This is a genomic window from Acidobacteriota bacterium (assembly GCA_016716435.1).
GTDB lineage: Bacteria > Acidobacteriota > Blastocatellia > Pyrinomonadales > Pyrinomonadaceae > OLB17.
In genome coordinates this window covers 549,802-575,419 of sequence record JADJWI010000003.1, presented here as the reverse complement: position 1 = coordinate 575,419, position 25,618 = coordinate 549,802, and the positions used below count along the sequence as shown (strand labels likewise).

The 25,618-nt window shown below is 53.6% G+C and carries 29 protein-coding genes; 14 read left to right on the top strand and 15 right to left on the bottom strand.

All coding sequences use genetic code 11. The features are described 5' to 3' along the window. Positions 1-210: 210 nt before the first annotated feature. Positions 211-1,170: a phosphoesterase gene (locus tag IPM21_05955; GenBank protein ID MBK9163450.1), complete on the bottom strand. Its 960-nt coding sequence runs from the start codon at positions 1,168-1,170 to the stop codon at positions 211-213. Between the two features lie 72 nt (positions 1,171-1,242). Here IPM21_05955 and IPM21_05950 point away from each other — a divergent pair, with 72 nt between their 5' ends. From IPM21_05950 to IPM21_05935, 4 genes are all read left to right on the top strand, one after another. After that, complete coding sequence (locus IPM21_05950) at positions 1,243-1,707, top strand: GNAT family N-acetyltransferase (protein MBK9163449.1); 465 nt, start codon at positions 1,243-1,245, stop codon at positions 1,705-1,707. Between the two features lie 472 nt (positions 1,708-2,179). Beyond that, positions 2,180-2,464, top strand: coding sequence for a hypothetical protein (locus IPM21_05945; protein ID MBK9163448.1), 285 nt, complete (start codon positions 2,180-2,182; stop codon positions 2,462-2,464). Beyond that, a complete protein-coding gene (locus IPM21_05940; GenBank protein MBK9163447.1) occupies positions 2,465-3,157 on the top strand; it encodes an MBL fold metallo-hydrolase in 693 nt (230 codons plus the stop codon). A 76-nt stretch (positions 3,158-3,233) separates the two neighbouring features. Beyond that, a complete protein-coding gene (locus IPM21_05935; GenBank protein MBK9163446.1) occupies positions 3,234-4,145 on the top strand; it encodes an MBL fold metallo-hydrolase in 912 nt (303 codons plus the stop codon). Positions 4,146-4,173: 28 nt separating this feature from the next. Here IPM21_05935 and IPM21_05930 read toward each other — a convergent pair whose 3' ends face one another. Continuing rightward, positions 4,174-5,382 (bottom strand): phosphodiester glycosidase family protein, encoded by a 1,209-nt coding sequence (locus tag IPM21_05930; GenBank protein ID MBK9163445.1) that lies wholly within the window; start codon positions 5,380-5,382, stop codon positions 4,174-4,176. Between the two features lie 49 nt (positions 5,383-5,431). Between IPM21_05930 and IPM21_05925 the strand changes: the two genes are divergently transcribed. Beyond that, positions 5,432-6,814: a deoxyribodipyrimidine photo-lyase gene (locus tag IPM21_05925; protein ID MBK9163444.1), complete on the top strand. Its 1,383-nt coding sequence runs from the start codon at positions 5,432-5,434 to the stop codon at positions 6,812-6,814. 85 nt (positions 6,815-6,899) lie between these two features. Next, the gene (locus tag IPM21_05920) at positions 6,900-7,463 is read left to right on the top strand and encodes a hypothetical protein (GenBank protein ID MBK9163443.1); all 564 of its coding nucleotides are present in this window, start codon (positions 6,900-6,902) and stop codon (positions 7,461-7,463) included. An 85-nt stretch (positions 7,464-7,548) separates the two neighbouring features. Here the strand turns inward: IPM21_05920 and IPM21_05915 are convergent, their stop codons facing one another. After that, a complete protein-coding gene (locus IPM21_05915) occupies positions 7,549-8,214 on the bottom strand; it encodes a GNAT family N-acetyltransferase (protein ID MBK9163442.1) in 666 nt (221 codons plus the stop codon). Position 8,215: 1 nt separating this feature from the next. Here IPM21_05915 and IPM21_05910 point away from each other — a divergent pair, with 1 nt between their 5' ends. Next, a complete protein-coding gene (locus IPM21_05910; GenBank protein MBK9163441.1) occupies positions 8,216-8,377 on the top strand; it encodes a DUF2256 domain-containing protein in 162 nt (53 codons plus the stop codon). Here IPM21_05910 and IPM21_05905 read toward each other — a convergent pair. The 3 genes from IPM21_05905 to IPM21_05895 all read right to left on the bottom strand — a co-directional run bounded on the left by IPM21_05905 (position 8,367) and on the right by IPM21_05895 (position 10,126). Further along, positions 8,367-8,660, bottom strand: a complete 294-nt coding sequence (locus tag IPM21_05905) for a Fe(2+)-trafficking protein (GenBank protein ID MBK9163440.1) — start codon at positions 8,658-8,660, stop codon at positions 8,367-8,369. The genes IPM21_05910 and IPM21_05905 overlap by 11 nt on opposite strands. A gap of 208 nt (positions 8,661-8,868) precedes the next feature. Then, the gene (locus tag IPM21_05900; GenBank protein MBK9163439.1) at positions 8,869-9,813 is read right to left on the bottom strand and encodes an IS3 family transposase; all 945 of its coding nucleotides are present in this window, start codon (positions 9,811-9,813) and stop codon (positions 8,869-8,871) included. A 118-nt stretch (positions 9,814-9,931) separates the two neighbouring features. Further along, positions 9,932-10,126: a helix-turn-helix domain-containing protein gene (locus IPM21_05895; protein ID MBK9163438.1), complete on the bottom strand. Its 195-nt coding sequence runs from the start codon at positions 10,124-10,126 to the stop codon at positions 9,932-9,934. A 1,142-nt stretch (positions 10,127-11,268) separates the two neighbouring features. Between IPM21_05895 and IPM21_05890 the strand changes: the two genes are divergently transcribed. From IPM21_05890 to IPM21_05880, 3 genes are all read left to right on the top strand, one after another. Continuing rightward, complete coding sequence (locus tag IPM21_05890; GenBank protein MBK9163437.1) at positions 11,269-11,646, top strand: hypothetical protein; 378 nt, start codon at positions 11,269-11,271, stop codon at positions 11,644-11,646. Positions 11,647-11,870: 224 nt separating this feature from the next. Then, the gene (locus IPM21_05885; GenBank protein ID MBK9163436.1) at positions 11,871-12,515 is read left to right on the top strand and encodes a hypothetical protein; all 645 of its coding nucleotides are present in this window, start codon (positions 11,871-11,873) and stop codon (positions 12,513-12,515) included. A 90-nt stretch (positions 12,516-12,605) separates the two neighbouring features. Beyond that, positions 12,606-13,118 (top strand): hypothetical protein, encoded by a 513-nt coding sequence (locus tag IPM21_05880; protein MBK9163435.1) that lies wholly within the window; start codon positions 12,606-12,608, stop codon positions 13,116-13,118. Positions 13,119-13,260: 142 nt separating this feature from the next. Here the strand turns inward: IPM21_05880 and IPM21_05875 are convergent, their stop codons facing one another. Next, on the bottom strand, positions 13,261-13,707 hold the full coding sequence (locus tag IPM21_05875) for a peroxiredoxin (GenBank protein MBK9163434.1): 447 nt from the start codon (positions 13,705-13,707) through the stop codon (positions 13,261-13,263). Positions 13,708-13,798: 91 nt separating this feature from the next. Here IPM21_05875 and IPM21_05870 point away from each other — a divergent pair, with 91 nt between their 5' ends. Then, on the top strand, positions 13,799-14,290 hold the full coding sequence (locus IPM21_05870) for a hypothetical protein (protein ID MBK9163433.1): 492 nt from the start codon (positions 13,799-13,801) through the stop codon (positions 14,288-14,290). A 383-nt stretch (positions 14,291-14,673) separates the two neighbouring features. On the opposite strand, the gene IPM21_05865 is transcribed toward IPM21_05870, so the two are convergent. The 4 genes from IPM21_05865 to IPM21_05850 all read right to left on the bottom strand — a co-directional run bounded on the left by IPM21_05865 (position 14,674) and on the right by IPM21_05850 (position 18,481). Beyond that, a complete protein-coding gene (locus tag IPM21_05865; protein MBK9163432.1) occupies positions 14,674-15,696 on the bottom strand; it encodes a radical SAM protein in 1,023 nt (340 codons plus the stop codon). Next, on the bottom strand, positions 15,626-16,264 hold the full coding sequence (locus IPM21_05860) for a DUF2721 domain-containing protein (GenBank protein MBK9163431.1): 639 nt from the start codon (positions 16,262-16,264) through the stop codon (positions 15,626-15,628). The genes IPM21_05865 and IPM21_05860 overlap by 71 nt, the downstream gene beginning before the upstream one ends. Before the next feature lie 71 nt (positions 16,265-16,335). After that, positions 16,336-16,668, bottom strand: a complete 333-nt coding sequence (locus IPM21_05855) for a DUF962 domain-containing protein (protein ID MBK9163430.1) — start codon at positions 16,666-16,668, stop codon at positions 16,336-16,338. Between the two features lies 1 nt (position 16,669). Continuing rightward, a complete protein-coding gene (locus IPM21_05850; protein MBK9163429.1) occupies positions 16,670-18,481 on the bottom strand; it encodes a winged helix-turn-helix domain-containing protein in 1,812 nt (603 codons plus the stop codon). Positions 18,482-18,697: 216 nt separating this feature from the next. Between IPM21_05850 and IPM21_05845 the strand changes: the two genes are divergently transcribed. From IPM21_05845 to IPM21_05835, 3 genes are read left to right on the top strand one after another with little or no spacing between them, the layout of a single operon-like run. Then, a complete protein-coding gene (locus tag IPM21_05845) occupies positions 18,698-18,910 on the top strand; it encodes a hypothetical protein (protein ID MBK9163428.1) in 213 nt (70 codons plus the stop codon). Between the two features lie 49 nt (positions 18,911-18,959). Then, positions 18,960-19,709: a hypothetical protein gene (locus IPM21_05840; GenBank protein MBK9163427.1), complete on the top strand. Its 750-nt coding sequence runs from the start codon at positions 18,960-18,962 to the stop codon at positions 19,707-19,709. Positions 19,710-19,762: 53 nt separating this feature from the next. Continuing rightward, positions 19,763-23,128, top strand: coding sequence for a hypothetical protein (locus IPM21_05835; GenBank protein ID MBK9163426.1), 3,366 nt, complete (start codon positions 19,763-19,765; stop codon positions 23,126-23,128). 66 nt (positions 23,129-23,194) lie between these two features. Here the strand turns inward: IPM21_05835 and IPM21_05830 are convergent, their stop codons facing one another. From IPM21_05830 to IPM21_05815, 4 genes are all read right to left on the bottom strand, one after another. After that, the gene (locus IPM21_05830; protein MBK9163425.1) at positions 23,195-23,530 is read right to left on the bottom strand and encodes a hypothetical protein; all 336 of its coding nucleotides are present in this window, start codon (positions 23,528-23,530) and stop codon (positions 23,195-23,197) included. A 36-nt stretch (positions 23,531-23,566) separates the two neighbouring features. After that, entirely contained in the window at positions 23,567-24,424 is an 858-nt protein-coding gene (locus IPM21_05825; protein MBK9163424.1) for a fatty acid desaturase, read from the bottom strand. 93 nt (positions 24,425-24,517) lie between these two features. Next, on the bottom strand, positions 24,518-24,946 hold the full coding sequence (locus IPM21_05820) for an SRPBCC family protein (GenBank protein ID MBK9163423.1): 429 nt from the start codon (positions 24,944-24,946) through the stop codon (positions 24,518-24,520). 115 nt (positions 24,947-25,061) lie between these two features. Beyond that, on the bottom strand, positions 25,062-25,610 hold the full coding sequence (locus tag IPM21_05815; GenBank protein MBK9163422.1) for a fasciclin domain-containing protein: 549 nt from the start codon (positions 25,608-25,610) through the stop codon (positions 25,062-25,064). Between the last annotated feature and the right edge of the window lie 8 nt (positions 25,611-25,618).

The following is a 25,618-nucleotide window of genomic DNA, read 5'->3' as shown; positions in this document are numbered from 1 at the left end:
ATAAGGAGATACCCGTAAACCTTCTTCAGGACCAACACAAAACAGGAAACCTATACCAGGTTTACCACCAAAATGTGTCAACTTTTTTCAGGACGACACACAAAGTTTCAAGTGTTTCAAGTGTTTCAGGCATTTCATTTCTTTCATGCGTTTCAACCGTTTCAGCAACATATGGCCCGTGTGCAAAATGAAACACCGATGCCCGAGGGCTCAATCAGCAAAGCGGAGTTCATCGATGATCTCGACCATGTATCGGCGGGCGAGTTCGGCCTCGCCGGGCGGGAGCGAAATGGCGCCGACCACGGCGTGGCCGCCGCCGCCGTAGCGTTCGCAGATCTCGGCAATGTTGTGGACCCGCGGCCGCGGTGCCCAGGGGTTCGAGCCGATGGAGATCTTCGTCCGGAAAGAGCTTTCGGAGACCGAGATGTTGTAGGTCGTTTCGGGGAAAAAGTAGTACGGGATGAATTTGTTATAACCCTCGATGCCGGTGCCGATGAGGTCAAAGCTGACGACGCCGCGGTCGTAAACGGCACGTTCGCGGATCGCCTCGACCGTCCGCCAGTGTTCCTCAAGGATCGGGTCGAGCCGCTCCTTTATCTCAGGCCGCTCGATCATCTCATCGAGCGTGAACTCGGTCAGCCCGGTGATGATCTTCTCAACGAATGCCGGATCCTTCTCGCCCTCGATGAGCTGCATCAGCTTGAGGGCCGAGGAACGAAGCTCAACGCATTGGGCCGGCGATTCGTAAAACGCTCCATCGATCGTATGCGCCCATTCGATAAGCTCTGCGAGAAACGGGTCCTCAAAGCCGAATTTATCCTTTGCAACGCGTGCAAGGAACTTGGCGTTCGAGGCGCAGGTAGTATCGAGAAACTTTTTACCCGATGTATCGGCACGGAAATGAGCCTCGTCCGACTCGGAAAGAAACGCCGATTGGTGATGGTCAAACCACCAGGTGAGCCTTTCATCAGGGCAATATTTGAAGTCGAGAATGGCATTCTCATCGCCGTCGAGTTGCTCGCGGTCAAAGGCGTTGTTCGCCCGGTGCATCGCGTGCGTGTAGCCGATCTCGGCATCCGGCGAGACGACCGAGCGATAGAACTTGGTAAATATGGCGGCAGACGAAACGCCGTCAAAGCAGTTTCCGTGGTAAATTATCCGAAGCTTCATAGAGAGTGCGCCGAGCGCAGGGCAAAACATTTCAGGTTAGAGGGCGAGGGTCGCTTCGTCAAGGCGGGAGATATGAAGATAAGGCTAGCAGAGGCCGCGGATGCAGCGGCGATGACCGAATTTAATCAACTGATGGCCATGGAGACCGAGGGCAAAAGGCTCGAGCCGGAGGTAATCTCAGCAGGCGTCGAGGCGGTTTTCGGCGATCCGGCAAAGGGCTTCTACGTCGTCGCCGAAGAAGGCAGCGAGGTCGCCGGCGGACTAATGGTCACCTACGAATGGAGCGACTGGCGCAACGGCTGGTTTTGGTGGATACAGAGCGTGTACATACGGCCGGAATATCGCGGCCAAAGGCTCTATTCAGACCTATACGCATTTGTGAAAGAAAAAGCCGCCGAGGCCGGCAACGTTTGCGGCTTTCGATTATACGTCGAAAGAGAAAACGAGCATGCCCGCCGGGTTTACCAAAAGCTCGGGATGGTGGAGTCGCATTACCAAATGTATGAAGAAGAACTGAAAAGGCCGGAAGCGTCCTAAAACGCCGCCGGCCCTAATTTGGCATCCACCACTCGGAAACCCGATGGTTGGATATGAATTGAGAATTCAAGTAACGTTCACCCTTTACGAACAGAGAAGGAGGTCTCTGAACAATGGATGCCAAATGCCGATAAGAAAAATGGGGAGTGCCTGCTAGTCTTCGTGCCCACACTCGAAGATTTCCCCCAAGCAATTTGGCACTCCCCAAACTTAACTTTCTGTCGCCTCCCGGCCTTCAGTTGTCCTTCCGAAAAATATGTTTTCCTTCCGATGCACTTTCTCATAAAGCAACGGCTGTGCCAAAACATCGGCAACAGCAAAATTCCAAATTGGCGGGGTTTTCGGAAGCCGCCTACAGAGGCTGCGGTCAGCGGATGTATCTTTACCGTACATATAATGAAAACCTGCCGAAAAAAGCGTCCTGTTTTGATTCGTTTGTAACGGTTCGTTACGCTGTGCTGTAATTGAGAAAATGTCAAAGATCAGCGAGGTCGAGTTTAGACGACTGATCGACGGGATCCGCGAGGATCGAGAGTCGATCATCAAGCATAACCCCATCGGGTCGGAGGACGAAACGTTACTATGGATGCTCCTCGGCTGCCTAGTGTCGTATTTGAGCGTTGCGGAAAGCGAAACTCCGTGCTTTCCAGGCCGTCCGGATGCGAATGCTTACCGTGAGGCGGCGCTTTTCTTACTCCGCGGACGGTATGAGGGAGAGGTTGATCCGGCCGAGCTTATCGACTCGCTTTTAAAGTAAATGATCATTACCAAGTTTGTTCTTTCAATTTTTCAACAAAATTCGAGGGTGGTTGCCTGCGAGAGTACGGGTCGTGCGATCGCCATTGACCCTGGTGCAGATTCAGCGGAAATGGTTGACATGATACGAGATAAAGGCTGGCAACTGCAGGCCGTTGCACTCACCCACGGCCATCTGGACCACGTCGGCGGGACGAAGTTCCTGAAGGACGCCTTTCCCGATGCCGAGGTGATCCTTCACAAGGACGATGAGGATCTTTACTATGGGCTTCCGCTTCAGCCGAGTATGATGGGTCTGCCGCAAGTGCAGCTTGCTGCTCTCGGGCTCGAATATGCCGAGCCGCCGAGGCTTACACGCAACTGGGGACATGGCGAACAGTATGAGGTCGGCAAGCTTGTTTTCGATGTCTACCACTGCCCCGGGCACACCCGCGGTCACGTAGTGCTTGCCGAGAAAAACAAGAAAACGGTATTCGTCGGCGACTGCCTGTTTGCGGGCTCCGTCGGCCGATCGGACCTGCCCGGCGGCGACCACGAACAGCTCATCGACTCGATAAACACCAATATCCTTGGGCTCGGCGACGACTTCGTTGTTTACTCGGGCCACGGGCCGGAGACCACTGTCGGCGATGAGCGGCGATCGAATCCGTTTCTCAATAGGAGTTACATGACCAGCCGTGGGCGATACGTTTGATCGACCCCATGATCAAAATCTATATTGTTTCGAACGACGAATGACAGACCGTATTCCATTTTTAACAGGAGAATTTATGAGACAGCTTTTCACTTTTGCTATTGTGGTAGTCCTTTGTGCCAGTCCGGCATTCGGCCACGCGAGTCTTTTAGCTGGCCATGCCGAGATCGTCGAGCAGGCGAATTTCAGAACCGAAAAGGTCGCCGGCAATGTTTATGTCCTTTTCGGCCAGGGCGGCAACATTGGCCTTTCGGTCGGGCCGGACGGCGTCTTGATGATCGACACGCAGTTTGCAAACGTGGCAGATCGCATCAAGGCGGAGCTCACCAAACTCGGCTCGGACAAGCCGCGATTTATTTTCAACACACACTGGCATGGCGACCACACCGGCGGGAACGAGATCTTTGGTGCCGATTCGATGATCATCGCCCATGAGAACGTTCGAAAGCGAATGGAAGAAACGACAATGTTTCGCGGGCAGCCAAGAACGCCGTCGCCTAAGATCGCTCTTCCGATCTTCACCTACGGCGCGGGGATGAACGTTCACTTCAACGGGGAGAAGATCAAGGCTATCCACTTCCCCAAAGGGCATACGGATGGCGACACCGTGCTGTTCTTCGGAACGTCGAATGTCGTCCACCTTGGCGACGATTTCTTTGTCGGACGGTTTCCTTTCGTAGATCTTGAAAGCGGCGGAACGGTTGATGGGTTAATCCGCAACATCGGCGATATGATCCAGATGATACCGGCCGATGCAAAGATAATTCCGGGACACGGGCCCCTGGCAACCTTGAATGATCTCCGCGATTATCACCAGATGATCATCGAAACATCTCTGATCATTCGGCAAGGGATGGCAGCGGGCAAGACTCTGGACGAACTGAAGGCCGCGGGTTTCCCGGAAAAGTATAAGGAAGCAGGTTCGGGCTTTATCAATACTAATGCGTGGATCGAGACGATCTATCGCAACTATTCCAAGAAAAGCTGATCTTCAAAGATCTAAATTGCCTGGCCGGTTAGTTTTTGCGACTTGCCGGCCGGGCGGGTTTTCGTAGTGTAACAACGATGGCATCGCCGATCTTTCGTTCGCCCGTCGGGTCGGACGGTTTGTTCACGACCTTTCCGTCGAGCACCATCGTTGTCGAACCGCCGCCGTCGAGGTTCATCGCGTCGGTTGCACCGAGGTTCAGGAGATACTCGGCCAACTCCTGTAGCGTCATCCCAACGCTCACGCCCGGCTGCCGCCCATCGACAGTAACCATCAAAAACTTACCGTCATTCATCTTCGCCACCGCCGTCCGCGGATGCCGATTGAAAACAAACGCCCGCGACGCTTTTTCCTGCTCCCAAGTGATATCGATCTTTCGATTCTTAATGAGTTGGGGAACGCCGTTCGTAACGTCTTCCAGCTTGAAGGCGACTTCAGGGCCAAATGTCAGAAATTTTTCCTTTCGGTTCCTTTCATCTTCGATGTCGGCCGCAAGGTCATACATTGGAATCGTAGTTACCATTGAAAGCCGAACCTTTGAACGAACTTTCCATGCATCACCAAATTCTTTGTTCGTCGATATTACGAATCCATCCTTCGGAATAGAGCTATTTCCTTTTTGCGAGATCTCAACAATACGGCCTTGTCGGACTATTAGCTCCGAAGTATTTTGGGCAGACAGCGTACTTGGACCGAATTCCGGGGTATACACAATCTTCTCATCGCCTTTGAGTTGGCGGTTTACGCCGTCGACACCGATAACAGAGTATTTCGAGCCAGTGACCTTCGGTTTCAGAACATCGTTCCCAAAGAAAACGTCCGTCTTTTTTCCGTTAATAATGCCGATTGCAATTCGCCCGTTGGAACTTTCGCTCAATAGTCTTCCGTCGATCATCAAGACGCTCGCCGCGTCACCGGCAAACTCACTCTTATCCAAACGAAAGAACCCCGCATTGATCGCGGCGACGGCGCCTTTGCGTTTGGCGATCGATGATGTCGTTTCGAGGCCAATGGCTTTGTCCAGGGCGTGGTGTACGTCGAGCCGAACCCTTTTCAGATCGAGACGGAGGAGGTTTATCTTCACCGGATCTTCGCCGAGTCTCAGCTCGACCTGTGCATACTCAACCCCATCGTGGACGGTCCTGAACTCTTGGGCGAGAGACTTTCCGTCGACGACAAAGAGAGCGAAAACCAAAAGACAAGGAACGACGAAACCAATGTTTCGGGAAAGATCCATGCGAGTTCTCATTATCTCTGTGACCTCTGGGGCTATATATTAAGTCTAGATGCGGATCAATGAAAGAGTCGTTCAGCTTAACGACAAACCAGTAAACACGAATGGCCGATATGTCCTTTGTTGGATGCAGATGTTCAAGCGGACGTCGCATAACCATGCGCTCACTTGGGCGATCCGCAGGGCGAATGAGTTGAAGATGCCGCTCGTCGTTTACGAGGCGCTGAAATATTACTACCCATGGGCGAGCGACCGCATACATACCTTTATCCTCGAAGGCGTCGAGGAAAAGCGGCGAAAGTTTGAACAGCTTGGTATCAAATACATCTTTTATCTGCAGAAGGATGAAAGCTCGCCAAAGAATACGGTTGCAAAACTGGCTAGGGACGCGGCCCTGATCGTGACCGACGACTTTCCGTGCTTCATCATTCCCGGCCACAATCGCCGCATTGCGGAGCGTGCCGAGATCGCCGTCCACGCGGTCGATTCGAACGGCATCATTCCGATGTCTAAGTTCGAGAAAGAAGAATACGCGGCCTACACCATCAGGCCAAAGATAAACAAACTTTTGCCGAACTACTTGAAACCGATCGCAGAGGAAACCGTTGAAATAGATGGCACGAGCATTGAAATCAATGCCGGCTTCGAAACTATCGTAACTTCCGCGAACATTCCCGAGCTTGTCGCTGCGTGCGACATCGATCATTCGGTCAAGCCGTCTCAGTTGTATCACGGTGGAACCGCGAATGGTCGGAAACGGTTGAAGAAATTTGTGGAGGGGATCCTTCCGGATTACGATAACGCCCGGAATAATCCCGACCGCGACGGCTCCTCGCGGCTTTCGGCTTATCTCCATTTCGGCTTTCTTTCACCGCTCGAGGTGGCATTAGCTGTGCAAGAGGCAGACGCTCCGCAGGAATCGAAAGATGCATACATTGAAGAGTTGATCGTCCGCCGTGAGCTTTCTTACAACATGACGCGGCACAATCCGAACTATGAGTCTCTGGCGGCCCTGCCTGAATGGGTACACAAAACAATGCGTGCGCACGTCGATGACCATCGCGAAGTGACCTACACGCTCGATGAGCTTGAGGCGGGCCAAACGCACGATGAACTCTGGAACGCATGCCAGCGTGAAATGGTCGCAACGGGCGGGATGCATAACTATGTCCGGATGCTCTGGGGGAAGAATGTGATAGCGTGGTCGCGGACCTACGAAGAAGCTTTCGAAACGCTCGTTCACCTGAACAACAAATACTGCCTTGACGGCCGCAACCCGAACTCCTACGCGGGTATCCTCTGGTGCTTTGGCAAGCACGACCGGCCGTGGATGGAGCGGTCCGTCTTCGGCCAGATCCGTTACATGACGAGCGGAAGCACCGGGAAAAAATTCGATTCGAAAAAATACATTCAGTGGACGAAGATGCTCGGTTAGCGTGATACAGATTGCGGTCCGCCTCCGCGTTTGAAATGTGGAGCAAGGAAAGTGCTCCATTTCTTAATGCAGGAGGTTTATCGCAATGATCAATCATATTTCTATCGCAGTTAATGAACCCGAGCGGGTCGCTAATTTCATCGCCGAGCTGTGGGACGGCTACGTTTACCCATTCCCGCCGGCCCCGAATTCGTTTTTCGTGCTTGCCGATGACGGCAGAGGCACTGCCCTTGAGATCACGCCGGCCGGAACCGTACTTGTTCCCGGCGAAGGCTTGCCGGATGAGAACGATCTCGACGCCGTGACCGAAGAGCACGAAGCCCAGTTCGTTCGCAGCGAGTTTGTGCCGAGATATGTCGCTACGCATATCAATATCAATACCCGGAAGAGCATCGATGAGATCCGCGAAATGACCAAGCGCGAGGGTTGGCGTGTGCTTGTCTGCAATCGGGGTGGCGGGCTTTTTCAGCTCGTTGAGGTTTGGGTCGAGAACACCTTGATGCTTGAGGTGATGACGCCCGAGCAGACCAAGCGATACGTCGAGATCACCGACCCGCGGTTCATGGACGCGGCCTTTGCTGATACGCTTCAGCAGCACCATCCGGCAACCGAGCGCGTGTTGCCGAACAACCTGAGCCTCATCGGCTGAGCGGCTTGAACCAGATCGAGGTCGACGAGTTGTCACGTGTTCTGATCGTCCGGTCGCCCGGGTCAACTTGTCGATCTCTTCCGGTTCATTCATTTTGAAACTCCCGCCAATCACCTTTCCAGTCAAAGTACTCGGTCGCCCGAAAGCGCTTTTTGTAGTCGTAGAAAGACTCTTTGTCGTAGGCATAGCCGAGATAAAAATGTTCGAGGCCGAGGTCTAGCGAATGTTCGATCTCTTTTAGAAGCGTGAAGATGCCGAGGCCCGGACCGGTGAGCTCAGGATCGAACATCGCGAATACGCTTGAGGCGGCACGCTCGCCAAGGTCGAAGTAGCTTTCGGCGACGAGCCGGCCGCCCTCATGAACGCTGAGCTGAAAAGCTATGCAAGGAGAATCTCCGAGTGAGTTCGGAACGAAATCATCGAGCCTGTCCGGCCTGCCTTCTGTGAATCGAAGCCGGTGGCGTTCGAACAGGTTCCGTGACGCCGCCGTCACATCGAGCGGGCCGATCGTGACTTCGAGCCCGGAATTCCGTCGAAGGTTGCGACGCTGGCTCTTTGAAAAAGAGAAGCGTTTGAGGTCGATGCGGAGCGGAAGCACACGCATGATGCGGCCGGCGTGGATACCGTAGTTGTACCGAAAGAAGTGTTGCCCGAAGTGCCGCCAGCCGGCGGCCCAGAGGGCATCCATTGCCTCCGCCGGGGCGAATTCGCAATTGAAGCGTTCATTGATCAGGCCGGTCTCATCAAGCACCATGGGAATACAAGCGCGTTACAACAAATCGAACCTGCCCGAGAAGCCGTGCCTTCAGTGCGGCCGGCCGATGGCCTGGCGGGCCCGCTGGCGGCGCAACTGGGACGCGGTCAAATATTGCTCCGAACGCTGCCGCCGCGAGAGCCGCCGGGCTACCAGTTGACGCTACCCTCTTTCGAGGTATCGATCTGTGCCAGCTCGACGCCCTCGTTGAAGAAAAAGATCTTCATCTGGTCGAAGAGAAACTCGTGCGAGTCCGGGTTTGAGACGTCGATGCCGAAGTGGTTGATAAGCTGGTTCTGCTTTTGCAGCCACTCTTTCCAACAATCGCCGCAGGTTTCGGCACCGATCTTTTGCCCGAGTTCGGTCGGGATCGGCGCATAGCCGAGCGGTTCGCCCTTCTGCCCGCAGCGGGCACATTTGAACTTGTCACCAAATAAAGCCATAAAAAAATCTTAGCACAAACACGTGATGGCTAACTCCCGTCGGTGTTTCATTTTTTGCAGAGGCCATATGTTTCTGAAACGCTTGAAACGGATGAAACAGATGAATCGCCTGAAACGGCTTGTGTCGTCCTGAAAAAAGTTGACACATTTTGGTGGTAAACCTGGTATAGGTTTCCTGTTTTGTGTTGGTCCTGAAGAAGGTTTACGGTCATCTCCTTATATTGGTTTTGAGTTTCACTCTCAGGCCGCGGCCTGAGAGTGAAAAGTTTTGGCCGGATAGTATTTCTTCCAGCGTTTCCTGAGCTCGCCGGTCCTGGCATGGGCCTCGGCCGGGGTGAGCATATCGATCGACAGATGCGGCCTCAGGTGGTTGTAGGTATTGACCGCCTGGCCGACCTGCCGGGCCGCCTCGGAGAAGCTCTTGAAGCTTGTCCGGAGCAGTTCCTGTTTGAGAATGCCGTTGACGCGTTCGGCAATGGCGTTCTCCAGCGGGTCGCTCTTTTCGCTCATCGAGACCCGGATCTTGTTTCCCGATCAGCTTCATGTCCCGCGAGCTGTAGTATTGCAGCCCACGGTCCGAGTGGTGTATCAAGCCTTCGCGTTCCGGGTTGTCCCTGAGTGCCATCCGCAGTGCCGCCGCCGGCCCTCTGGCCGTCAGGTCCTCGCTGAGGCAGTAGCCGACTATCTTTCGCGAATACGCGTCCGTGATCAGGCTCAGATAAGCAAACCCTTCCCGGACCCTGATATAAGTGATATCGCTGACCCACAATTGATTGCAGCGGGTCGGCTCGAAGCCCTTTGCAAGATTCGGGAAGCTCTTCATCCAGAGGCCCGAAAACGTTGTTCTCGGACTTCGCCTCCGTCTCTTGCGGACCAGCATCGAATGCTCCCGCAAGAGATCGTACAAAGCGTCGCGGCCGATCTCTACCGAGTGCTCGCGGGCAAACCCGCTCATCATGTGATGCAGCTTTCTTACCCCGATCCGCTTTTGCTCCTTTCTCAGCCTTCCTACCTCCTGCAGCACGATCTCGGCTTCGAACGCCCTCTTCTCCACTCGCCGTTTCCCCTTGTAATATGCCTGTCTCGTATAGCCAAGCAGCCGGCAGGCCTCGTCCAGGCTTCTCCCCCTGCCGCTCTCTACCACTTTCCTCACCGCTTGGCCCCGGGTTGTTTTCTGATCGGTACCTCAAATGGATCTTCCGCGATGTCGATCATCGCATTCAACAACTCGTTGTAGAGCCGGGCCTCCTCCAGCTCCTTCCGCAACCGCCTCACCTCAGCCGACCCAGACGACCCGGCAGACGACCCCGGCCCCGAATCGGCCCGCTCCCGGCCTCACGACCCCTTATCCACCTATGTACAGTCGACACCGAAACCCGGTATATCCTCGCCAGTTCCCGCATCGACACACCCCCTCTCCCGTACCTCTCAACTGCCTCTCTTATCATCTCTCCTTCTTGTTTCATCTGTTCCCTTTTACCTGTAAACCTATTTCAGGACAAGACAGCTGAAACACTTGAAACGCCTCGGGGTTTTGAGTGGCGGCCTTGTCCGGCATTTGAAAATTCCAAATTCCAAATTCCAGATTCCAAATTCCAAATATCGCATTTGATGATACGCCCTTGGTGACGCGCGGGCTTCTGCAATTGGGCGCGTTCTGTTTTTTTTCGAGCATCGCGCGTTCGCGAAAACATCTCGAACATCTGGAACGCGTGGGACAAATGGGACATCTGGAACGCGTGGAACACGCCGGCCGGGCTCCGGATTTTGGTCTTGGGCCTTTGGTCTTTGGGTATTGACCGCTCGGAATTTGCTCCCCGATCTTTGGCAATTATCCGCATTGTCAATTGTTAATTGCATCATCGTAAATTAGTTAGTAAGGAGCATTGGATTCTTTCTGGCCGATCTGACGGTTGACTAATTGCTGGTTACTGCTCGCTGCTCACTGCTCACCCGCCTCTGCGGTCTCTGCGATCTCTGCGTTGATGAAAGCCCGCCATAGCTGCTAACCATTTTCTTTGGTCGTCGCTCTGAATGGAACGGCGATCCGTGAGATATGGAAGATATGGATGATCTGGATAGTTGTGAGTTGCAGAGTTGCGGAGTTGCAGAGTTTTGAGTTCCGGCTTTAGCCGGCAGGGTGTCGGAGGTCCGCGCGTTAGCAAGGGCTTGTCTAAGTGGCGAGTGAAAAGTGACGAGTGACGATAAGCGAATCTCGAATTCACCATTCACAATCAGCTATTGACGCCGCTGATATAATCTTCCCAACAAGCCAACCGCCGCCGAGACCGCGGCATCTTTGTTGAAAATGGAAATGCAAGCCCGACGCCCACGCAGAAACCCACGCCTTGCCACAAAACTGGCGAATTTCGATATCGCACGCCTGACCCAGTTCGGACCCGAGGAGGCGAATGCTGCGTTTATCTGGGGCGACTTTGCGGCCCGGCCGTGGGCCTTTCTCCGATGGCCGTTTGGCCCGTGCGGTCTTCCTTCGTGGATTGATTAAGACCGCAGTAACGAACCCGGGTTCTAATAATAAGACCGAGATCTTTAGAAATTCGGGTACGTTTGGGGACACTCTCAGGAAATTTTGTGGAGCGAGATAGCTATGAGACATCTTCGATTATCTTTCGTAATGATCGGTTTGTGCGGATCTCTCCTTTGGCCGTCGGCATTCACCCGCGCAGATCAGTGGTTTGACTATTACGGTAAGATTCCTTGGGAAGAAGAGAGGCTTCGTTTAGACGGTTTCGCAATGTTCTTGAAGCGAAACCCAGACATGATCGGTTATATGGCATTCTATGTCGGCGAAAGCGACTCCGAATCTGAGATAAAGCAACATGTAATTCAGGCAAAAGATCACATCGTCTGTGGCCGGCTAAAGATAGACAAAGAGCGGATCGTTATTGTTAATGCCGGAAAAAGAGCTGAAACCAAGTTTGTACTTCAACCCGTTCTGAAAACTCTTCCACCTCCTGATTTTTGATCGAGCTGGGCTGATAGTTCTGGAAGGTCGATAGTGTGGCACTCGACGGACACTGTCCGCTATCCATTTCCCCTCCCTCTTGACACTCCTGCTAAAATTGCTCCAGGCAAAACAACCGCCGCCGGGCCCGGAGCATCTTTGGTTGTTAACAGCACGCACCTCCGAACTGCAGATTTGGGGCTTGGTTCCGATTAGACGCTGCGATCGATAAAGGGAGTAGAAGGGTGTTCAAGATTTCATTCATCGGCTTAGTCGCATTGTTGTCATTCCCGGCGATGTTTTGCTCGGTGAACTCGGCACCTGTCGAGTCTCAAGCACAACTAATTGGGAATATTAATCACCAGTTCGAACCGTCTCGAATTTTGTCAGATCAAGTTGAGTGGCGAGCGGCAATCTTTAAGACCATTAAGGTAGGTTCGGATTCGAGGGCAAAGGCGTTGACCGTGCTGGGTGAACCGATTTGGACAGGAACACCGTTTGATGAATCGGGCAATGCTAATGTTGAGGAACTCGTTCGCGATGTCTTTGACATCAAAGATGGTTTTCATTCGAGAATCGCGGTTATTTCGAATCGACGAGACGGTCTCGTTATTTTTATCGAAGGCTCGCTCGCGAGAATTCCGATAGAGACGGTGCTCAAGAAGCTTGGTTCAAGCTATCAAAGAAAGACATACTCTACGATTTTCTGTGATCCCGAAGACCCTAATTCTGAGGTGCTTGTCGAAAGCGACGATAGGTACAGTAGCATCTACTACATTTATCCGGATTTGGGGATAGTCATACCTACTTCAGATGATGCGTTTGTGAACGTTATCCAATATCGATCTAAGCCAATGGTGACAGAGAATCAGTCGTGTAAAGGCGGCTAACAGTTCGAAACTGTCGACAGCAATGATGCGTTGCGGATGGCGGTGAGGATGTCGGCATCGGCGGGGGTGGAAGAGGCTTGGTGAATCCAAATGAAGCAAATTACAAAGCTGCGAACATTAGCCAATTATCTTGTAACTCTTGGGCTTGGTTACCTTCTTCTCGACAGAGCCTATTACCAAGGGGTCTTCATCGGCTACACATACGGAGTAGGGACCCTATCCGATCGGTTCAGCCTTGGTCTTAAGTCGGGTAATGCAGCCGGTGACTACGAGTGCTTCTCTATACCTGACGAGTATCTACTTCAGATATGGGTGATTCTCATCCTTTTGTCAGTTCGGATCATTTCGCGTTCCAAATGGATCGAATTCTTGTCAGTTGGAATTATCGTCTGGTTATTGGACCTTTTTGTTCGGTCAGCAAACTTCGATATGTCCAATTTTGTAAGCAAGGCATACTGCACAGAGATCCTTCCGCAGACTTCTGCTAACGATGCGACGAGGCTGACACTGCTTGTGATATTTCTCTTGATACAAACGCTCGTAGCTCTTTCATTCCTCATTTATCGAGATCGTTCGAAATCGCCAGTTTCCAAATTGGAATGATCGACCCTTTAATGAGTCGAGTTGGTCAGCGCCGACGGACAACGGCGGCGTAGCCGCGATCATGGAGGTGCAATCAACGGAAAGGCAGAGCCTTTCCGCTCATCGGGCGGCAGAGCCGCGGAAACCTCACCTAGCGCTGGCACTAGGCGTTGCGGATGGCGGTGAGGACGTCTTCGTCGGCGGGGCGGAAGAGGCTGAGGGTCTCGACCTTGTGGTGGGCGATGCGGCCTTCGCGGTCGATGACGACGACGCCGCGGGCGGAGCGGCCGGGCAGCCAACTTTTCATCCCGTAAAGCGCCGAGACCTTCCGGTCAGTGTCGGAGAGCAGCCGGAGCGGCAGCTCGTTCTTTTCAGCAAAGCCCTTGTGCGAGGCGACCGAATCGGTCGAGATGCCGACAACCTCAGCACCCGTCGCCTGATACTCCGACCAATGATCGCGTACCGAGCAAAGCTGCGCCGTGCAGACCGGCGAATTATCCGCCGGATAAAATATCAGCACAACAACCCGCCCGCGATGATCGCAGAGCGTCCAGTCGTTTCCGTCATCGTCCGCCAGCGTGAAATCATGTGCAATTTTTCCTATCCTCATTTGCTTAAGTCAACCTAATCGCAAGAATCTACAGAAAGAAACAGATCGCCCAAACAGCATACAACCAGATAAAACCCATATACGATATGAAATGTATCTTTCTGTTAGTCGTCCAATCATAGATAAAAAGAGAGATAAAAAATGCATTCCATACCAAAGGGATAATGATAAATGGGCTTACGTTTGTAAAGCTCATCGATCGGCTCAATATCGGCTCCAATACAAGCAAGTTGGCGACGAGGATCAGTCTCTTATGTGTCTCAGGAAGTCTTCGATATCTAAAAGCCAGGAATATCAAGATAGCAAAGGTCGGCACGAAAAAGCGGTTCGGTTTGGCGTAGAATACGAGATTGTTCCAACCGTTATACGTGGCATAGAAAAGATAAAAGGTACTCAAAACCACGCCGATCGCGACGATCATTCCTGCGATACCCAGCTTTTTATGAGTCTCAAGGTTATCTTTCTTGATCAAATTTGCCTGAATGGCAAATATGGAAAACCACAAAAACATGAAAATCCCGTGGATGACAAACTTAGGGTCACGATTGCTTTCCTGGCCTATGTCGGTGATCAAATTGTCTGAAAAAGCTAGGAGCGAAAGAAGCAATATCAAGATACTTACAATCGAAAAATAGTATTTTCTCATTCGTGCCTCTCCAATCAGTTCTGAAAATCCCTAATATCCTTATAAGGCTTCTTCGCATCGGTAAAATCCGGTGCTGCTTCGCCAATTTTCATTTTTTCAATCCCCGGGATCAGCTGAAGATCTCATCAATGTCTCGGGCGGCGTTGAGAACGCGAGTGATCGCGATCATTCCGGCCCAAGCTCTGAAAAAAACAATATAGCTTCCGATCGAAAAGTTACCATCAGGATAGAGCTTTTTCAAAGCGTTACAATTTGCAACGGTTTCATTTCCCTCGGCCTTGGCCGTGCTTTAATACGTGCCAGTTAACCTGCGGTCCAGCTTACTGAAAATCTCTTATATCCTTAAACGGTTCGTCTTTATCTTCAAAATTCGGGCGGTAGTAAAACGACGCGGCTTCGTATTCTTGCATAAAGCCTTCTTCGATGCCGAGGGTTTCGAGGAGCGAGAGGGCCTCGAACCACTCGCCTTCGGAGATGCGGCGAGAGAGCAGGATGTAGCGAGGGTCGGTCGCGGCCTTGTTGGTGGCGTAGTATTGGGCCATTAGCGAGATGGCGGTTTGGGGGCCGAGTTCGTCGCGGATCCAGCGGAGATTTTCTTCAAGACCCGCGATGTCGTTGGGCAACACGAGCAAGCGAATCAGCAGGCCGCGTTTTAGCAGGCCATTACTATCGAACACCAGTTCGCTGCCCATTTGCCGGTGCATTTCCTTGATGGCGGCACGGGCGTATTTGGGGTAATCGCGTACCTTGGAATATTGAAAGCCGGCGTCGGCATCGGCGTATTTCAGGTCCGGCAGATAGACGTCGACGATGCCATCGAGCAGGCGAAGCACCTCGACCGAGTCATAGGCGTTGGTGTTGTAAACGATCGGCAGGCTGAACCCGCGCTCGGCGGCGATGAGGATCGCCCGGGCCATCTGCGGCGCGAAGTGTGTTGGCGAAACGAAGCCGATGTTGTGGCAGCCGCGGGCCTCGAGCTCAAGCATCATTTCGGCGAGCCGTTCGTGAGTAACCTCGTTCTTTTTCTGTTCCTTCCAGGTTTGCGAGATCTGATAGTTTTGGCAGTAAACGCAGCGGAGATTGCAGTTGCCGAAAAAGATATTCCCCGCACCGCGGGAGCCGGAGAGGCACGGCTCTTCGCCGAAGTGAGCGGTGTAGCTTGAGACGATCGGCAGCCGCCCGGAATAGCAGGCCGCGATCTCATCATTGAGGCGGTCGTTGCCGCAATCCTTTGGGCAGACGGTGCACGAGCGTAGAAGTTCTTCTAAAGCTTCAACTCTCGGGCGGAGCGTCTTCTCCCGCAGGAGCACCTGATGCTTTGGAACGAAATCTTCTGCGTCCATGAACATTGTATGTATATTTCTCGATGATCTCTTTCGGCGCCACTTCCTGCGCGAGTGCCCATGTAAAATCCATTTCGGCATTTACGGTCGCCGTTGCCATCCATGTTTCGCGGATCATGAGAACGCTCCCAATGGCCAGATACATTATACCGACTATTCCGATCGGGATCGGCAGCCACCGGTAAACGGCCACTGCCGGAAAGACGCCGACGAAAGCGATGGTCACACTCGTCAGGACAAAAAAGCCAAGCCCGTAGTAAAACGTGCCCATTGCCTTTTGGAGTATGCGGGCACGGCTCGTTACTTTATCGAGCAGGCTAACGACCGTATCAACGCGCTTTTCATAAAGCGGAACGGACGTCTTATCTTCGACGAGTATCAGCTCGCTCAGCCGCTTTTCGAGATCGCGGACGCGGTCAACAACGCGTCCGAGCCGGGTCGAGGTCGAAAGCACGAGCGAACCGGTTGCGGAGATAAGAAGCGCGGGCGTGATCATCGCCGTCAGGAACTCGATGGTCGAGCTCAGCGCCTTTGGGTCAACATCGACGATTTCACCGGCAGCAAACATAATTCGAGATTCTAGCCTAACCGACGAGATTAAAGATAGATTGCCGAGGGATTTATTTACAGGAAGTTGAACTAACGGCCGTTCTGCACGCGCTCGACCTCTCGGCCCATCCGGCCGGTAAGCATATACCAGATCATCTTGTAATCAGAGATGAAAGACCAGAGCGGGTACTTGAACGTGGCGGGCCGGTTCTTTTCGACGACAAAATGAGCGAACCAGGCGAAGGCGTAGCCTACGACCAGCGAGAGCGGAAAGTAGTACCACGTACCGCGCCAAATGAACCACGCAAGAAGCAGCAGCCCGAGCGTTGTCCCGACGAAATGCAGGTTGCGGGTCATCGGCTTTGAATGCTCGCTGACGTAAAAGTCCCAGAAGTCTCTGTAGGTCCTTATCCTTTCTGGCATTTCAACCTCGGAGTCCACCTCGACGAAGTAATTCTGCATATCGCGGGTCCGAACGGATCGGATCCCAGATCGGATCCATCGGCAGGTTCACGAACCACCGGTCACGGCCGGCCAATGCCACCTCAAGCCACATGAATGTGCCATCATGGTCGCCGGCCAGAACAGCAGCCATTGCCTTCTGATAACCGTTAAGATAATCGCTGAGCGGCGGGTTCGTTGCATTACGATACCGCCGTTTATAAAGCTCCTTTAACGAAAGAGTTGAATAGGAGTCATCGCCCGAATTCTTCAATCCCGGTATCCAAGTCGCATCGGCGGAGTGATAATACTTCTTGGTTTCCTCCTCCATTCCTTTCTGCGCGTAGCTAAAGGCAAGAAAGTAATGAGCCATCGCAAAGTTTGGAACCAATTCTTCGACCTTAAGTGCTGTCTCGATCGCATCGTTGTAACGCCGGCCGATATAATAGAGCGAGGCGACGTCCGTAAGAATGATCGGTGAAACGGGGTCGATCTCAGCAGCTCGCCGCATCTGAACGATACCTTCTTCCCAACGCCCCTGGGCCGCCCGCAATTCGCCGAACCACTGGTGGGCGGTGGCATGGTTTGGCGAGAGTTCGATCGCCCTCTTGAAACTGACCTCCGCCGCCTCAAAATCCCAGTCGTAAAATGCCTGTAGATATCCGAGCGAACAGTAGGCCTCGCCCATCTGGTCATCTAGCTCTATCGCCCGCGTTACCGCGGCCCGAGCCCGATCCATTGCCAGCTTACGCTCGATGCCGCCATATTCGCTGAGCATCTGATACGCATCTGAAATTCCCACGAAACCGAGGGCGAACGCCGGGTCTTTCTCGACCGCTTCCTCAAAAAGCTCGATCGACCTCTTTATATTGTCCGTTCCACGTTTGTTCCAGAAGTAGCGGGCACGCAGATAAAGCGAATTCGCCTCCGCGTTCGATGACTCTTTTCGAGCCATAGTCTCCCGCTTGCCGGGCGATACCTTGATTCGCATTGCTGAAAAGACCCTCATCGCAATGGCGTCTTGCAGCTTTAGGATGTTCGCCGCCGAGTCCTCGAAACTCTCGGCCCAAATAACAAAACCATCGGCAGCCCTGACAAGCTGAACGGAGACTTTCATTTGACCGGCATTATTCTGGATCGTCCCTTCAAGGTAGTTTTCAACCTTAAGCCGCTCAACTGCAGCCTTTACGTCGTATGGCCCGTCGGCAAGTGCGATGACCGAACTCGTCGGACGAACGGTAAGTTCGGGGATGCTTGCCAGTTTCGTGACCAGCGAATCGGCCAACCCGATCGAGATCTGCTTGCTTCGTTCGTCGCCTGAAAGGTCCCGAAACGGCAAGACGGCGATCGGACGCGAGGTTCCTGCACCGGATCCGGAGTTCTCATTCCCGCCGCGAAAATATGTCCAGCCGACGAAAGCGAAGAGCGCGATCAGAGCAGCGGCGACAGGAACAAGAATATACTGCTGACGCCGCAATCCGCTCCTGAGCTCAGCGAGCGCCACCGTGTTCCCGTCATCGATCTCTGTATGCTCGATCACGGTGCTCATAGTCTCGCTTTCGGTAATCACAAGCGAGGTTGCTGATTCAGTTACATCGGCATTGAATCTGTAGCCCTTGCGCGGGATCGTCTCAATAAACTTTGGCGAGCTCGCGCTCTCGCCAAAAGCCTTTCGGAGCATCGAGACAGTGACTGAAAGGTTGTTTTCGTCAACGAACGTATCCGGCCAGAGCGCTTCGATGATCTTTTCCCTCGTGACCACGCGGCCGCGATGTTCCAAAAGCAAGGTAAGCATTTCAACCGCCTTTTGGGTAACGGCGATTCGCTCATGCCCACACCACAAACTTCCATCCTCCGTCCTAAGAGAATAGTCGCCGAATTTGTAGCTTACCGGGCTCTGACTCTGCATTCACTGAAATTTTAGCCGAAATTTAGACGGGTTAAAGGTATTCCAGCAAGAGCATACGATACAAACGATATCAGTTTCAACAGTTTTCGCTCGGCAAAGAACATGAGGATCATACGAACAACCATAAAGATCGAACATCGCCGCGAGACCATTATCAGCGAGGTGCGTCCGGGAGAGCCTCACGAGCGGGAGTTCACGCCGCAGACACGCTCCGGAGAGAATGACACCGCTTGCAACTCAATAGACATGACGGATATTTCGGGCGGAAGTGAACACGTGCCCAATGCCGTCCTTCAGCGTACCGAGATCAAATGATGCTTCTAGGAGCCCGAGCCGTCCGATCTCAAATAACTTAAAGGAAAAAATGAAACAGATGCTAACCAGAAAATCTCTATTCGCCATTCTTATGTTGATGGCAATGGCCGCAGCCGGCAGTGCACAAACTAAGACCGACACACGTTCGCAACTACTTGGCTATTGGGTCAGTAGCGAGGCGGTCGTGGAATTTAGGCCAAAGGGCGTGCTGATCCTCAATGGAGACAGTTACGAATGGGCTTTGCTTGGCAAAGTGCTGATCATCTCGCAAGGCGAGGAAGCCGCCGATTTTCCGTTTGAGCTCAAGGGCGACACGCTGACCGTCTGGGTCGAAGGCAGAAAGGTCATATACTCGCGGACGGATAAAGAAGGAGCGGAAGAGGCGTTGACACTTCTGGCACGACGCGGCGGCGGCGGGAATCGCGGCGATGGCGGTGGCGGCAATAGCGGTGGTGGCGGCGGAAATCCGCAGGACCTTGTCGGGAAATGGTGCTATTCGGCGAATGTTCAGGCACAAGGCGGCGGCCGCCAATCCGATATTTGCTTCACGCTCCATCCGGACGGAACCTATGAATACTCCGGCGAAACCAGCAACTCAAATATCTACGGCGGGTCCAACTCGCAAAGCCGCGATGCCGGCCGCTGGAGCGCGACCGCGACGACCCTCACAGCTCGTTCCAACAGCGGAGAGACCAAAACCTACACACTCGAACGTCGAAACCACCCGCGAACCGGCGACCCGATGCTGATGGTCGATGGCGATGCATTTGTCACGTTCTATCAAAAGCGGCCGTGGTGATGCAGCTAATAACTTAGGTTCGGCCGCTTCAGATGAAAGACAGGAGAGATCAAATGACAAAGGGTGTACTGGCAATCGTATCTGCGCTATTTACTTTCGCGGTTCTGCAGGTCGGGACTGCCTCGGCAGCGACGCTGACGGTCAACGAGAATTCGGCTGGCGTTACCTGCAATCAGACATTGAGCCTCGCTGAGGCGGCCGAGTTTGCGCGAGACGGAACGTCATTGCGGAACCTGACCGACGGGGAAAAGGCGCAAATCTCCGGCGTTATATGGCTTGCATTTCCGCCTGAGCCGAACTGCGCCGGTGCCATCTGGCGGGCCGCGGTGAACGGCGGAGTAGGCAAGTTCGTGACCGACTCTATCTTCTTCTCTAATGCCGTAACTCAGATAAACGACCATGTATTCCTCGGACGCGATGATCGGATCTATGGCCTTAAACCGAATGGCTCAAAGGTGATCCTTGACGGTACCGGGAATGGAAACGACGGCATCACATTCTTTTCATTCGATGATGGACTCAGGAGCACCACAAACTCACAGGTCAGCAATCTTGTGATCAGAAATTTTCAGAGAAGCGGGATCTCGGCAGGATATGTTCGAGGATCGGTTTTTGAAGGATTAGAGATCTATGGCAATGGACGGCACGGGATCGCACTGCTCGGCTCGGCAGAGGGAAATGCTCGAACCGTCCGTATCGGCGGGACTCTGATCGCCCAGCGGAACTTTATCTATTCAAACAATCTCGATGGCATCTCGATAATTGGGGATCCGGTCAACGACCGATCCGGGCTTCAGAACATCGAGATTCTCAATAACTACATCGGCACGAGCAACGGAACCACCGAAAACGGCAATAACGGCAATGGCATTTACCTAGAGCACACCTTCGGCGTGATCATCGGCGACGCCACGGGCGCGACCCGAAACGTGATCAGCGGTAACAATGGCGATGGGGTCAAGATCGTTGGTTCCCAGTCGTTCGCGAACGAGGTTTTCGGCAACTTTATCGGAACGGACGCTTCAGGCGGAGCGGCCCTGGGAAACTCGGCGAGCGGGGTCGCATTGCTTTCGGCTGCGGGGTCTGCTGTTGACCTTGTCTCCAAAACCCCGAACTTGATAGGCAAACCGGGTTTCGGAAATGTGATCAGCGCGAACAATTTCGGCGTTTTCATTGCCGATAACAATACCTCAAAAAATTGGATCCAAAGCAACAGGATCGGAACGAACAATGGCGGAAATGCCGATCTCGGCAACTCGCTGGACGGTGTGTTGGTCGGTGGCGGAACCTCCGACAACCGCATCGGCGGCACCGGAGCGAACGAAGGCAATCTGATCGCATTTAACCGACGCGGCATCTTTGCCGACGGCGGCATCAGAAACTCTTTCCGGCGCAATCGTATATTTTCAAACGACGAACTCGGGATCGACCTCGCTCCGGTCGGCGTGACCCCGAATGACACCGGCGATGGCGATTCGGGGCCGAATGGGTTGCTTAACTATCCGGTCATCACATTCGTCAATGCACAGAACAGCGTTGTTTACTTTGAAGGAACCTACAACAGCGCGCCAAATCAAAGCTATACACTCGAATTCTTTGGGAATACGGCACTCGACGCTTCGGGCTTTGGCGAGGGCAGAAACTTTCTTGGACAAACCGTGGTCGTTACCGACGGCAGCGGAAACGCGAACTTCAGCGTCGAATTTGCGGCCCCGATCGCCGACACCGGGACATGGGTCACGGCTACGGCTACCGATTCGAACAACAATACTTCCGAGTTCTCACAAGGCCGAGGCATCTGCTCGCTTATTCGCCTTAGTCCGGTCGGCCTATTGGCTTCGGCAAGCGGCGGCACAAGCAGTTTTACCGTCATTCAGTCCGTTGGATGCGGAGGTTTCACGCCCGTGGCGAATCAGGCGTGGATCAGTGTTACGGGTTCCTCCGCCGGAACGGTCAATTTCTCCGTTGCGTCGAATTCCGGTGCACAGCGAGCCGGAGCCATCTCGGTAAACTTTAGCAACGGTCAATTCTTTACGTTCGTTAATTTCAACATAACACAACTAGCACCCGGCTGTTCTTATAGCCTTAGTCCGACGAGTGCAAATGCGGGCTCATCGGGAGGAAACGGCTCGATCAGTTTGACGACGACCGCCGGCTGTAACTGGACGGCCGTAAGCAGTGCTCCGTGGTTGACCATCACCGGCGGCTCCAGCGGTTCCGGAAGCGGGACCATAAGCTATTCGGTCCAGGCGAATTCCGGGCCTGCGAGAAGTGCGACCATAACTGCAGGCGGACAGACGTTCACGATCAATCAGGCATCGGGCTGTCTGTTCTTCATAAATCCCCTGAATCGGAGCTTATCGAGCGCGGGAGGCACAGGAACGTTTAATGTGACATCTTCGAATAGTGGATGCACTCGGTCTGCAGCAAGCAACGTTCCCTGGATCGTAATAACGGGAGGCAGTAGCGGATCCGGAAGCGGAGTCATAAGTTACACGGTTTCTGCAAACACAGCGGGGAATCCTCGCACCGGAACAATAACCGTCATGTCTGCAACGTTCAAAGTCAATCAAGCCGCAGCAACTAAGCCACAGTTCGACTTTGATGGTGATGGCCGGACGGATGCGTCGATCTATCGGCCGAGCGTTGGTCAATGGTGGTACCTGCGAAGTTCGGATGGAACAAGCAGGGCATTCCAGTTTGGCAGCTCAACGGACCGCATCGTTCCCGCAGACTACACGGGCGACGGCAAGACCGACATCGCATATTACGTGCCCTCGACGAGCAACTGGTTCATCCTGCGGTCCGAGGACAATACGTTCTACGGCTACCAGTTCGGTTTGCCAGGAGATGTTCCCGCACCGGGTGATTTCGACGGCGACGGAAAGGCCGATACGGCCGTTTTCAGGCCATCGAATGGCGTTTGGTATATCCTTCGAAGCTCGGACAACGATGTCGCAACTGTGCCGTTTGGGGTTGCCGGCGATGTGCCTGCGATCGCCGATTACGACGGCGACGGTAAGGACGACATCGCAGTTTGGCGGCCCTCGAACGGGACTTGGTGGATGATAAGGTCATCAAACTCGTCGGTGTTCGCTACTGTCTTTGGCGAATCGACCGATAAGCCCGTGGTTGGCAACTACACCGGCGACGGAAAGGCGGACATCGCGTATTTCCGGCCTTCTAATTCGACCTGGTATGTGCTGCGGAGCGAGGATCTTTCGTTCTACGGTGCACCGTGGGGACAGAACGGTGACATACCGGTTCCCGGCGATTACGATGGCGATGGGAAGCACGACCTTGCGGTTTGGCGTCCGGGAAACAACGTTTGGTACTTGAATCGTTCGGGCGGCACTCTCGATTTCGTAACCTTCGGTCAGGCCGGGGACAAACCGGTGCCGACAGCTTGGATACCATAGAGAACTTGGGCGAAAGCCGATCTGGCTTGGCCGCGGGGATCTCCCCCGAAGGCCAGGCCTTTTTTCTTAGAAGTTGATGCGGACTATTTCAGCGACGGCGGCTCCGAGGACGCCGGCGATGCCGATGAATATGAAGCCGAGAAATGAAAACCCTACGACCGCGATCGGAACGGCGAGCCAGGCTTTGTAGCCGCGGCGGATGAGGCCGCCGGTAGAGAAGGACGCGAGTGCGGAGGTGATAAGAATGATCGCAAGTGCGAGAGCGACGAAAGCTACGATGCCGTAAGCCGCATCGGATTCGCTGTATCCGTTCAGCGCGATGATCATGAAGAAGACGGCAGCAAAGGCAAAGATCGCCTCTGCCAGAAGTGTAATTATAAAGGAAATTACGTTGACGGCCATTATCAGTGGTCGGCTACGGCTCGAGGGCGGTAGACTTTAGGCTGCCTGCTTTAGCTCATCCGAAACGGTCCTTATCTCAGGCAATTTTATCTTCTTGGCCCAGCCGAGCTTTTCGAAAATGCGGATCGCGATCCAGTTCATATCGAACTGATACCATTCTAACCCGTGGCGGGCCGAGGTCGGGAACGCGTGGTGATTGTTGTGCCAGCCCTCGCCGAAGGTGAGTATAGCAACGAACCAATTGTTGGTCGAAAGGTCGCCGGTCTCGTGCGGGCGTTTGCCATAGATGTGCGAAAGCGAATTGACGAACCAGGTCGTGTGCCAGCCGAGAACGACGCGGGCCGCGACGCCCCAGACGACCATCGACCATCCGCCAATGGCAAAAAGGATAACTGCCGAGACGGCGATCGGCACGAGATAGTATCGCGAGATCATCCGGTGGATCGGATCTTTCAAAAGATCGGGAATGTACTTTTGCAGCGTAGCCTGATCGTGATCCTGAGCCTTGCCCCAAACTACCCAGCCGAGCTGCGGCCACCAAAAACCGGAACGGGCCGAGTGCGGATCAAGATCGGTATCGACGTATTTGTGATGCATCCGGTGGGTCGCGATCCACTTGTTTGGCGAATCCTGCATCGACATCGTGGCGAAGATCGAGAGCGTGTATTCGAGCCACTTCGGCGCCTCAAAACCGCGGTGGGTCAGTAACCGATGCCAGCCGAGCCCGACGCCGAGACTGCCTACGACCCAATTGCCGATGAGCAACGCCGCAAGATTTTGCCACGAGAATGTGTAAATTATTGGGATCGCCGCCAGATGGAAGAATGTGACCATCAAAACGTTTCGCCAGTTGAGGTTTTGGATGATGTAGCGAAAAGTGAGTTTATCTTGCATTAAATTCCCTTGTTCGAGGAGCTCAACTTTAGACTAACAGGTTATACGACCACGAATTGTAATAGTTGGGTAAGAGTTGGGCTAGACTCATGCTCAAGCGGCAGCTTCGGCAAGCTCTTTCAATCGGTCATTTCGGCCACTAACAAGCTTTGTTAACCTTGCTTTGATAAAAAGAGCGTCCGCCGCCGCACCGAGCGGGCCGAGCGGCGAACGCCAGATGACGATGTCGCGCAAGAGCGTACCGCCGCGACGCGGGATGAATTCATGAACATGGCGAAACTCGCGAAATGTGCCAGTGACCATCGTGTCAGTAACAAGCCGGCCCGGCTCAAACTCCGTCACCTCAACCAAAAGCACCTGCTTGATACCAAGCATTTCACTCTCAAACCGCACACGCTGGCCGAGTCCAAGTTCGCCCTCCACGAACGCTTTCGTTTCCGTGTGCAAACGCGGGTCGCGGAGCAGTGCAAAGCACGTTTCAGGCTTCGCGTGGATCAGAAGCTCAAGTCGAAGCTCGGGCATTCGGAAATCTTAATCCAAACCGAAGCCGGAAATCACCGCCCGAGAATGGAAAAGGCCGGCTGAGACCTTGAAGGCATCTCAACCGGCTATTAACCGGTTATTAAAGAGCGATGTTCTACCTGATCGCCGCCGGAGCGAACGGCAGGATAACTGCATCGATCGCGTGGATAACGCCGTTGTCCGCGAGCACATCGGTGACGATGATGTTCGACGTGCGGCCGACCGCATCGGTCAAAACGCCATTGCTTTGGAAAAAGAAATTGCCCTGAAGACTGCGGAAGCGCGGCGTCACAAGGACATCAGCGGCAAGCCGGTTGCCTGGAACAACGTGGTAGGCAAGAACCTGCGTCAAGAAGCCTTGATCGATCGAACCGATGTTCTCCGGCGTGAGGCCTAGAGCGAAAAACGCATCGTCGGTCGGGGCGAAAACGGTACGCTTGCCGTTCTTTGTCAGGGCCTCAACGATCTGCGGGTCGGCCGCGAGCACCGCCGCGATCAGCGTATCGAACTGACCGGCAAATGGGCCTTCTGTATTAACGGCGATCGCAACCTCTACGAGATTGCCGAGGTCCGGCGGCGGAGCAAAGCCCTTCTCGGACTTCTGAGCGGAAACACTAAGAGCTACAAAAAGAGTAAGGACAAGAGTCCCAAGAATATTTTTCATTATGATCC

Bases quoted from the DNA above. Each gene is read 5' to 3' on its own strand.
- IPM21_05895 (MBK9163438.1), bottom strand. From the start codon at position 10,126: ATGAAACAAGAAGGAGAGATGATAAGAGAGGCAGTTGAGAGGTACGGG.
- IPM21_05950 (MBK9163449.1), top strand. From the start codon at position 1,243: ATGAAGATAAGGCTAGCAGAGGCCGCGGATGCAGCGGCGATGACCGAA.
- IPM21_05840 (MBK9163427.1), top strand. From the start codon at position 18,960: ATGAAACAGATGCTAACCAGAAAATCTCTATTCGCCATTCTTATGTTG.
- IPM21_05820 (MBK9163423.1), bottom strand. From the start codon at position 24,946: ATGCCCGAGCTTCGACTTGAGCTTCTGATCCACGCGAAGCCTGAAACG.
- IPM21_05860 (MBK9163431.1), bottom strand. From the start codon at position 16,264: ATGTTTGCTGCCGGTGAAATCGTCGATGTTGACCCAAAGGCGCTGAGC.
- IPM21_05850 (MBK9163429.1), bottom strand. From the start codon at position 18,481: ATGCTTACCTTGCTTTTGGAACATCGCGGCCGCGTGGTCACGAGGGAA.
- IPM21_05845 (MBK9163428.1), top strand. From the start codon at position 18,698: ATGAGGATCATACGAACAACCATAAAGATCGAACATCGCCGCGAGACC.
- IPM21_05875 (MBK9163434.1), bottom strand. From the start codon at position 13,707: ATGAGGATAGGAAAAATTGCACATGATTTCACGCTGGCGGACGATGAC.
- IPM21_05930 (MBK9163445.1), bottom strand. From the start codon at position 5,382: ATGGATCTTTCCCGAAACATTGGTTTCGTCGTTCCTTGTCTTTTGGTT.
- IPM21_05940 (MBK9163447.1), top strand. From the start codon at position 2,465: ATGATCATTACCAAGTTTGTTCTTTCAATTTTTCAACAAAATTCGAGG.
- IPM21_05870 (MBK9163433.1), top strand. From the start codon at position 13,799: ATGTATCTTTCTGTTAGTCGTCCAATCATAGATAAAAAGAGAGATAAA.
- IPM21_05825 (MBK9163424.1), bottom strand. From the start codon at position 24,424: ATGCAAGATAAACTCACTTTTCGCTACATCATCCAAAACCTCAACTGG.
- IPM21_05880 (MBK9163435.1), top strand. From the start codon at position 12,606: ATGAAGCAAATTACAAAGCTGCGAACATTAGCCAATTATCTTGTAACT.
- IPM21_05890 (MBK9163437.1), top strand. From the start codon at position 11,269: ATGAGACATCTTCGATTATCTTTCGTAATGATCGGTTTGTGCGGATCT.
- IPM21_05830 (MBK9163425.1), bottom strand. From the start codon at position 23,530: ATGGCCGTCAACGTAATTTCCTTTATAATTACACTTCTGGCAGAGGCG.
- IPM21_05855 (MBK9163430.1), bottom strand. From the start codon at position 16,668: ATGCCAGAAAGGATAAGGACCTACAGAGACTTCTGGGACTTTTACGTC.
- IPM21_05935 (MBK9163446.1), top strand. From the start codon at position 3,234: ATGAGACAGCTTTTCACTTTTGCTATTGTGGTAGTCCTTTGTGCCAGT.
- IPM21_05910 (MBK9163441.1), top strand. From the start codon at position 8,216: ATGGGAATACAAGCGCGTTACAACAAATCGAACCTGCCCGAGAAGCCG.
- IPM21_05955 (MBK9163450.1), bottom strand. From the start codon at position 1,170: ATGAAGCTTCGGATAATTTACCACGGAAACTGCTTTGACGGCGTTTCG.
- IPM21_05920 (MBK9163443.1), top strand. From the start codon at position 6,900: ATGATCAATCATATTTCTATCGCAGTTAATGAACCCGAGCGGGTCGCT.
- IPM21_05835 (MBK9163426.1), top strand. From the start codon at position 19,763: ATGACAAAGGGTGTACTGGCAATCGTATCTGCGCTATTTACTTTCGCG.
- IPM21_05865 (MBK9163432.1), bottom strand. From the start codon at position 15,696: ATGGACGCAGAAGATTTCGTTCCAAAGCATCAGGTGCTCCTGCGGGAG.
- IPM21_05945 (MBK9163448.1), top strand. From the start codon at position 2,180: ATGTCAAAGATCAGCGAGGTCGAGTTTAGACGACTGATCGACGGGATC.
- IPM21_05815 (MBK9163422.1), bottom strand. From the start codon at position 25,610: ATGAAAAATATTCTTGGGACTCTTGTCCTTACTCTTTTTGTAGCTCTT.
- IPM21_05925 (MBK9163444.1), top strand. From the start codon at position 5,432: ATGCGGATCAATGAAAGAGTCGTTCAGCTTAACGACAAACCAGTAAAC.
- IPM21_05905 (MBK9163440.1), bottom strand. From the start codon at position 8,660: ATGGCTTTATTTGGTGACAAGTTCAAATGTGCCCGCTGCGGGCAGAAG.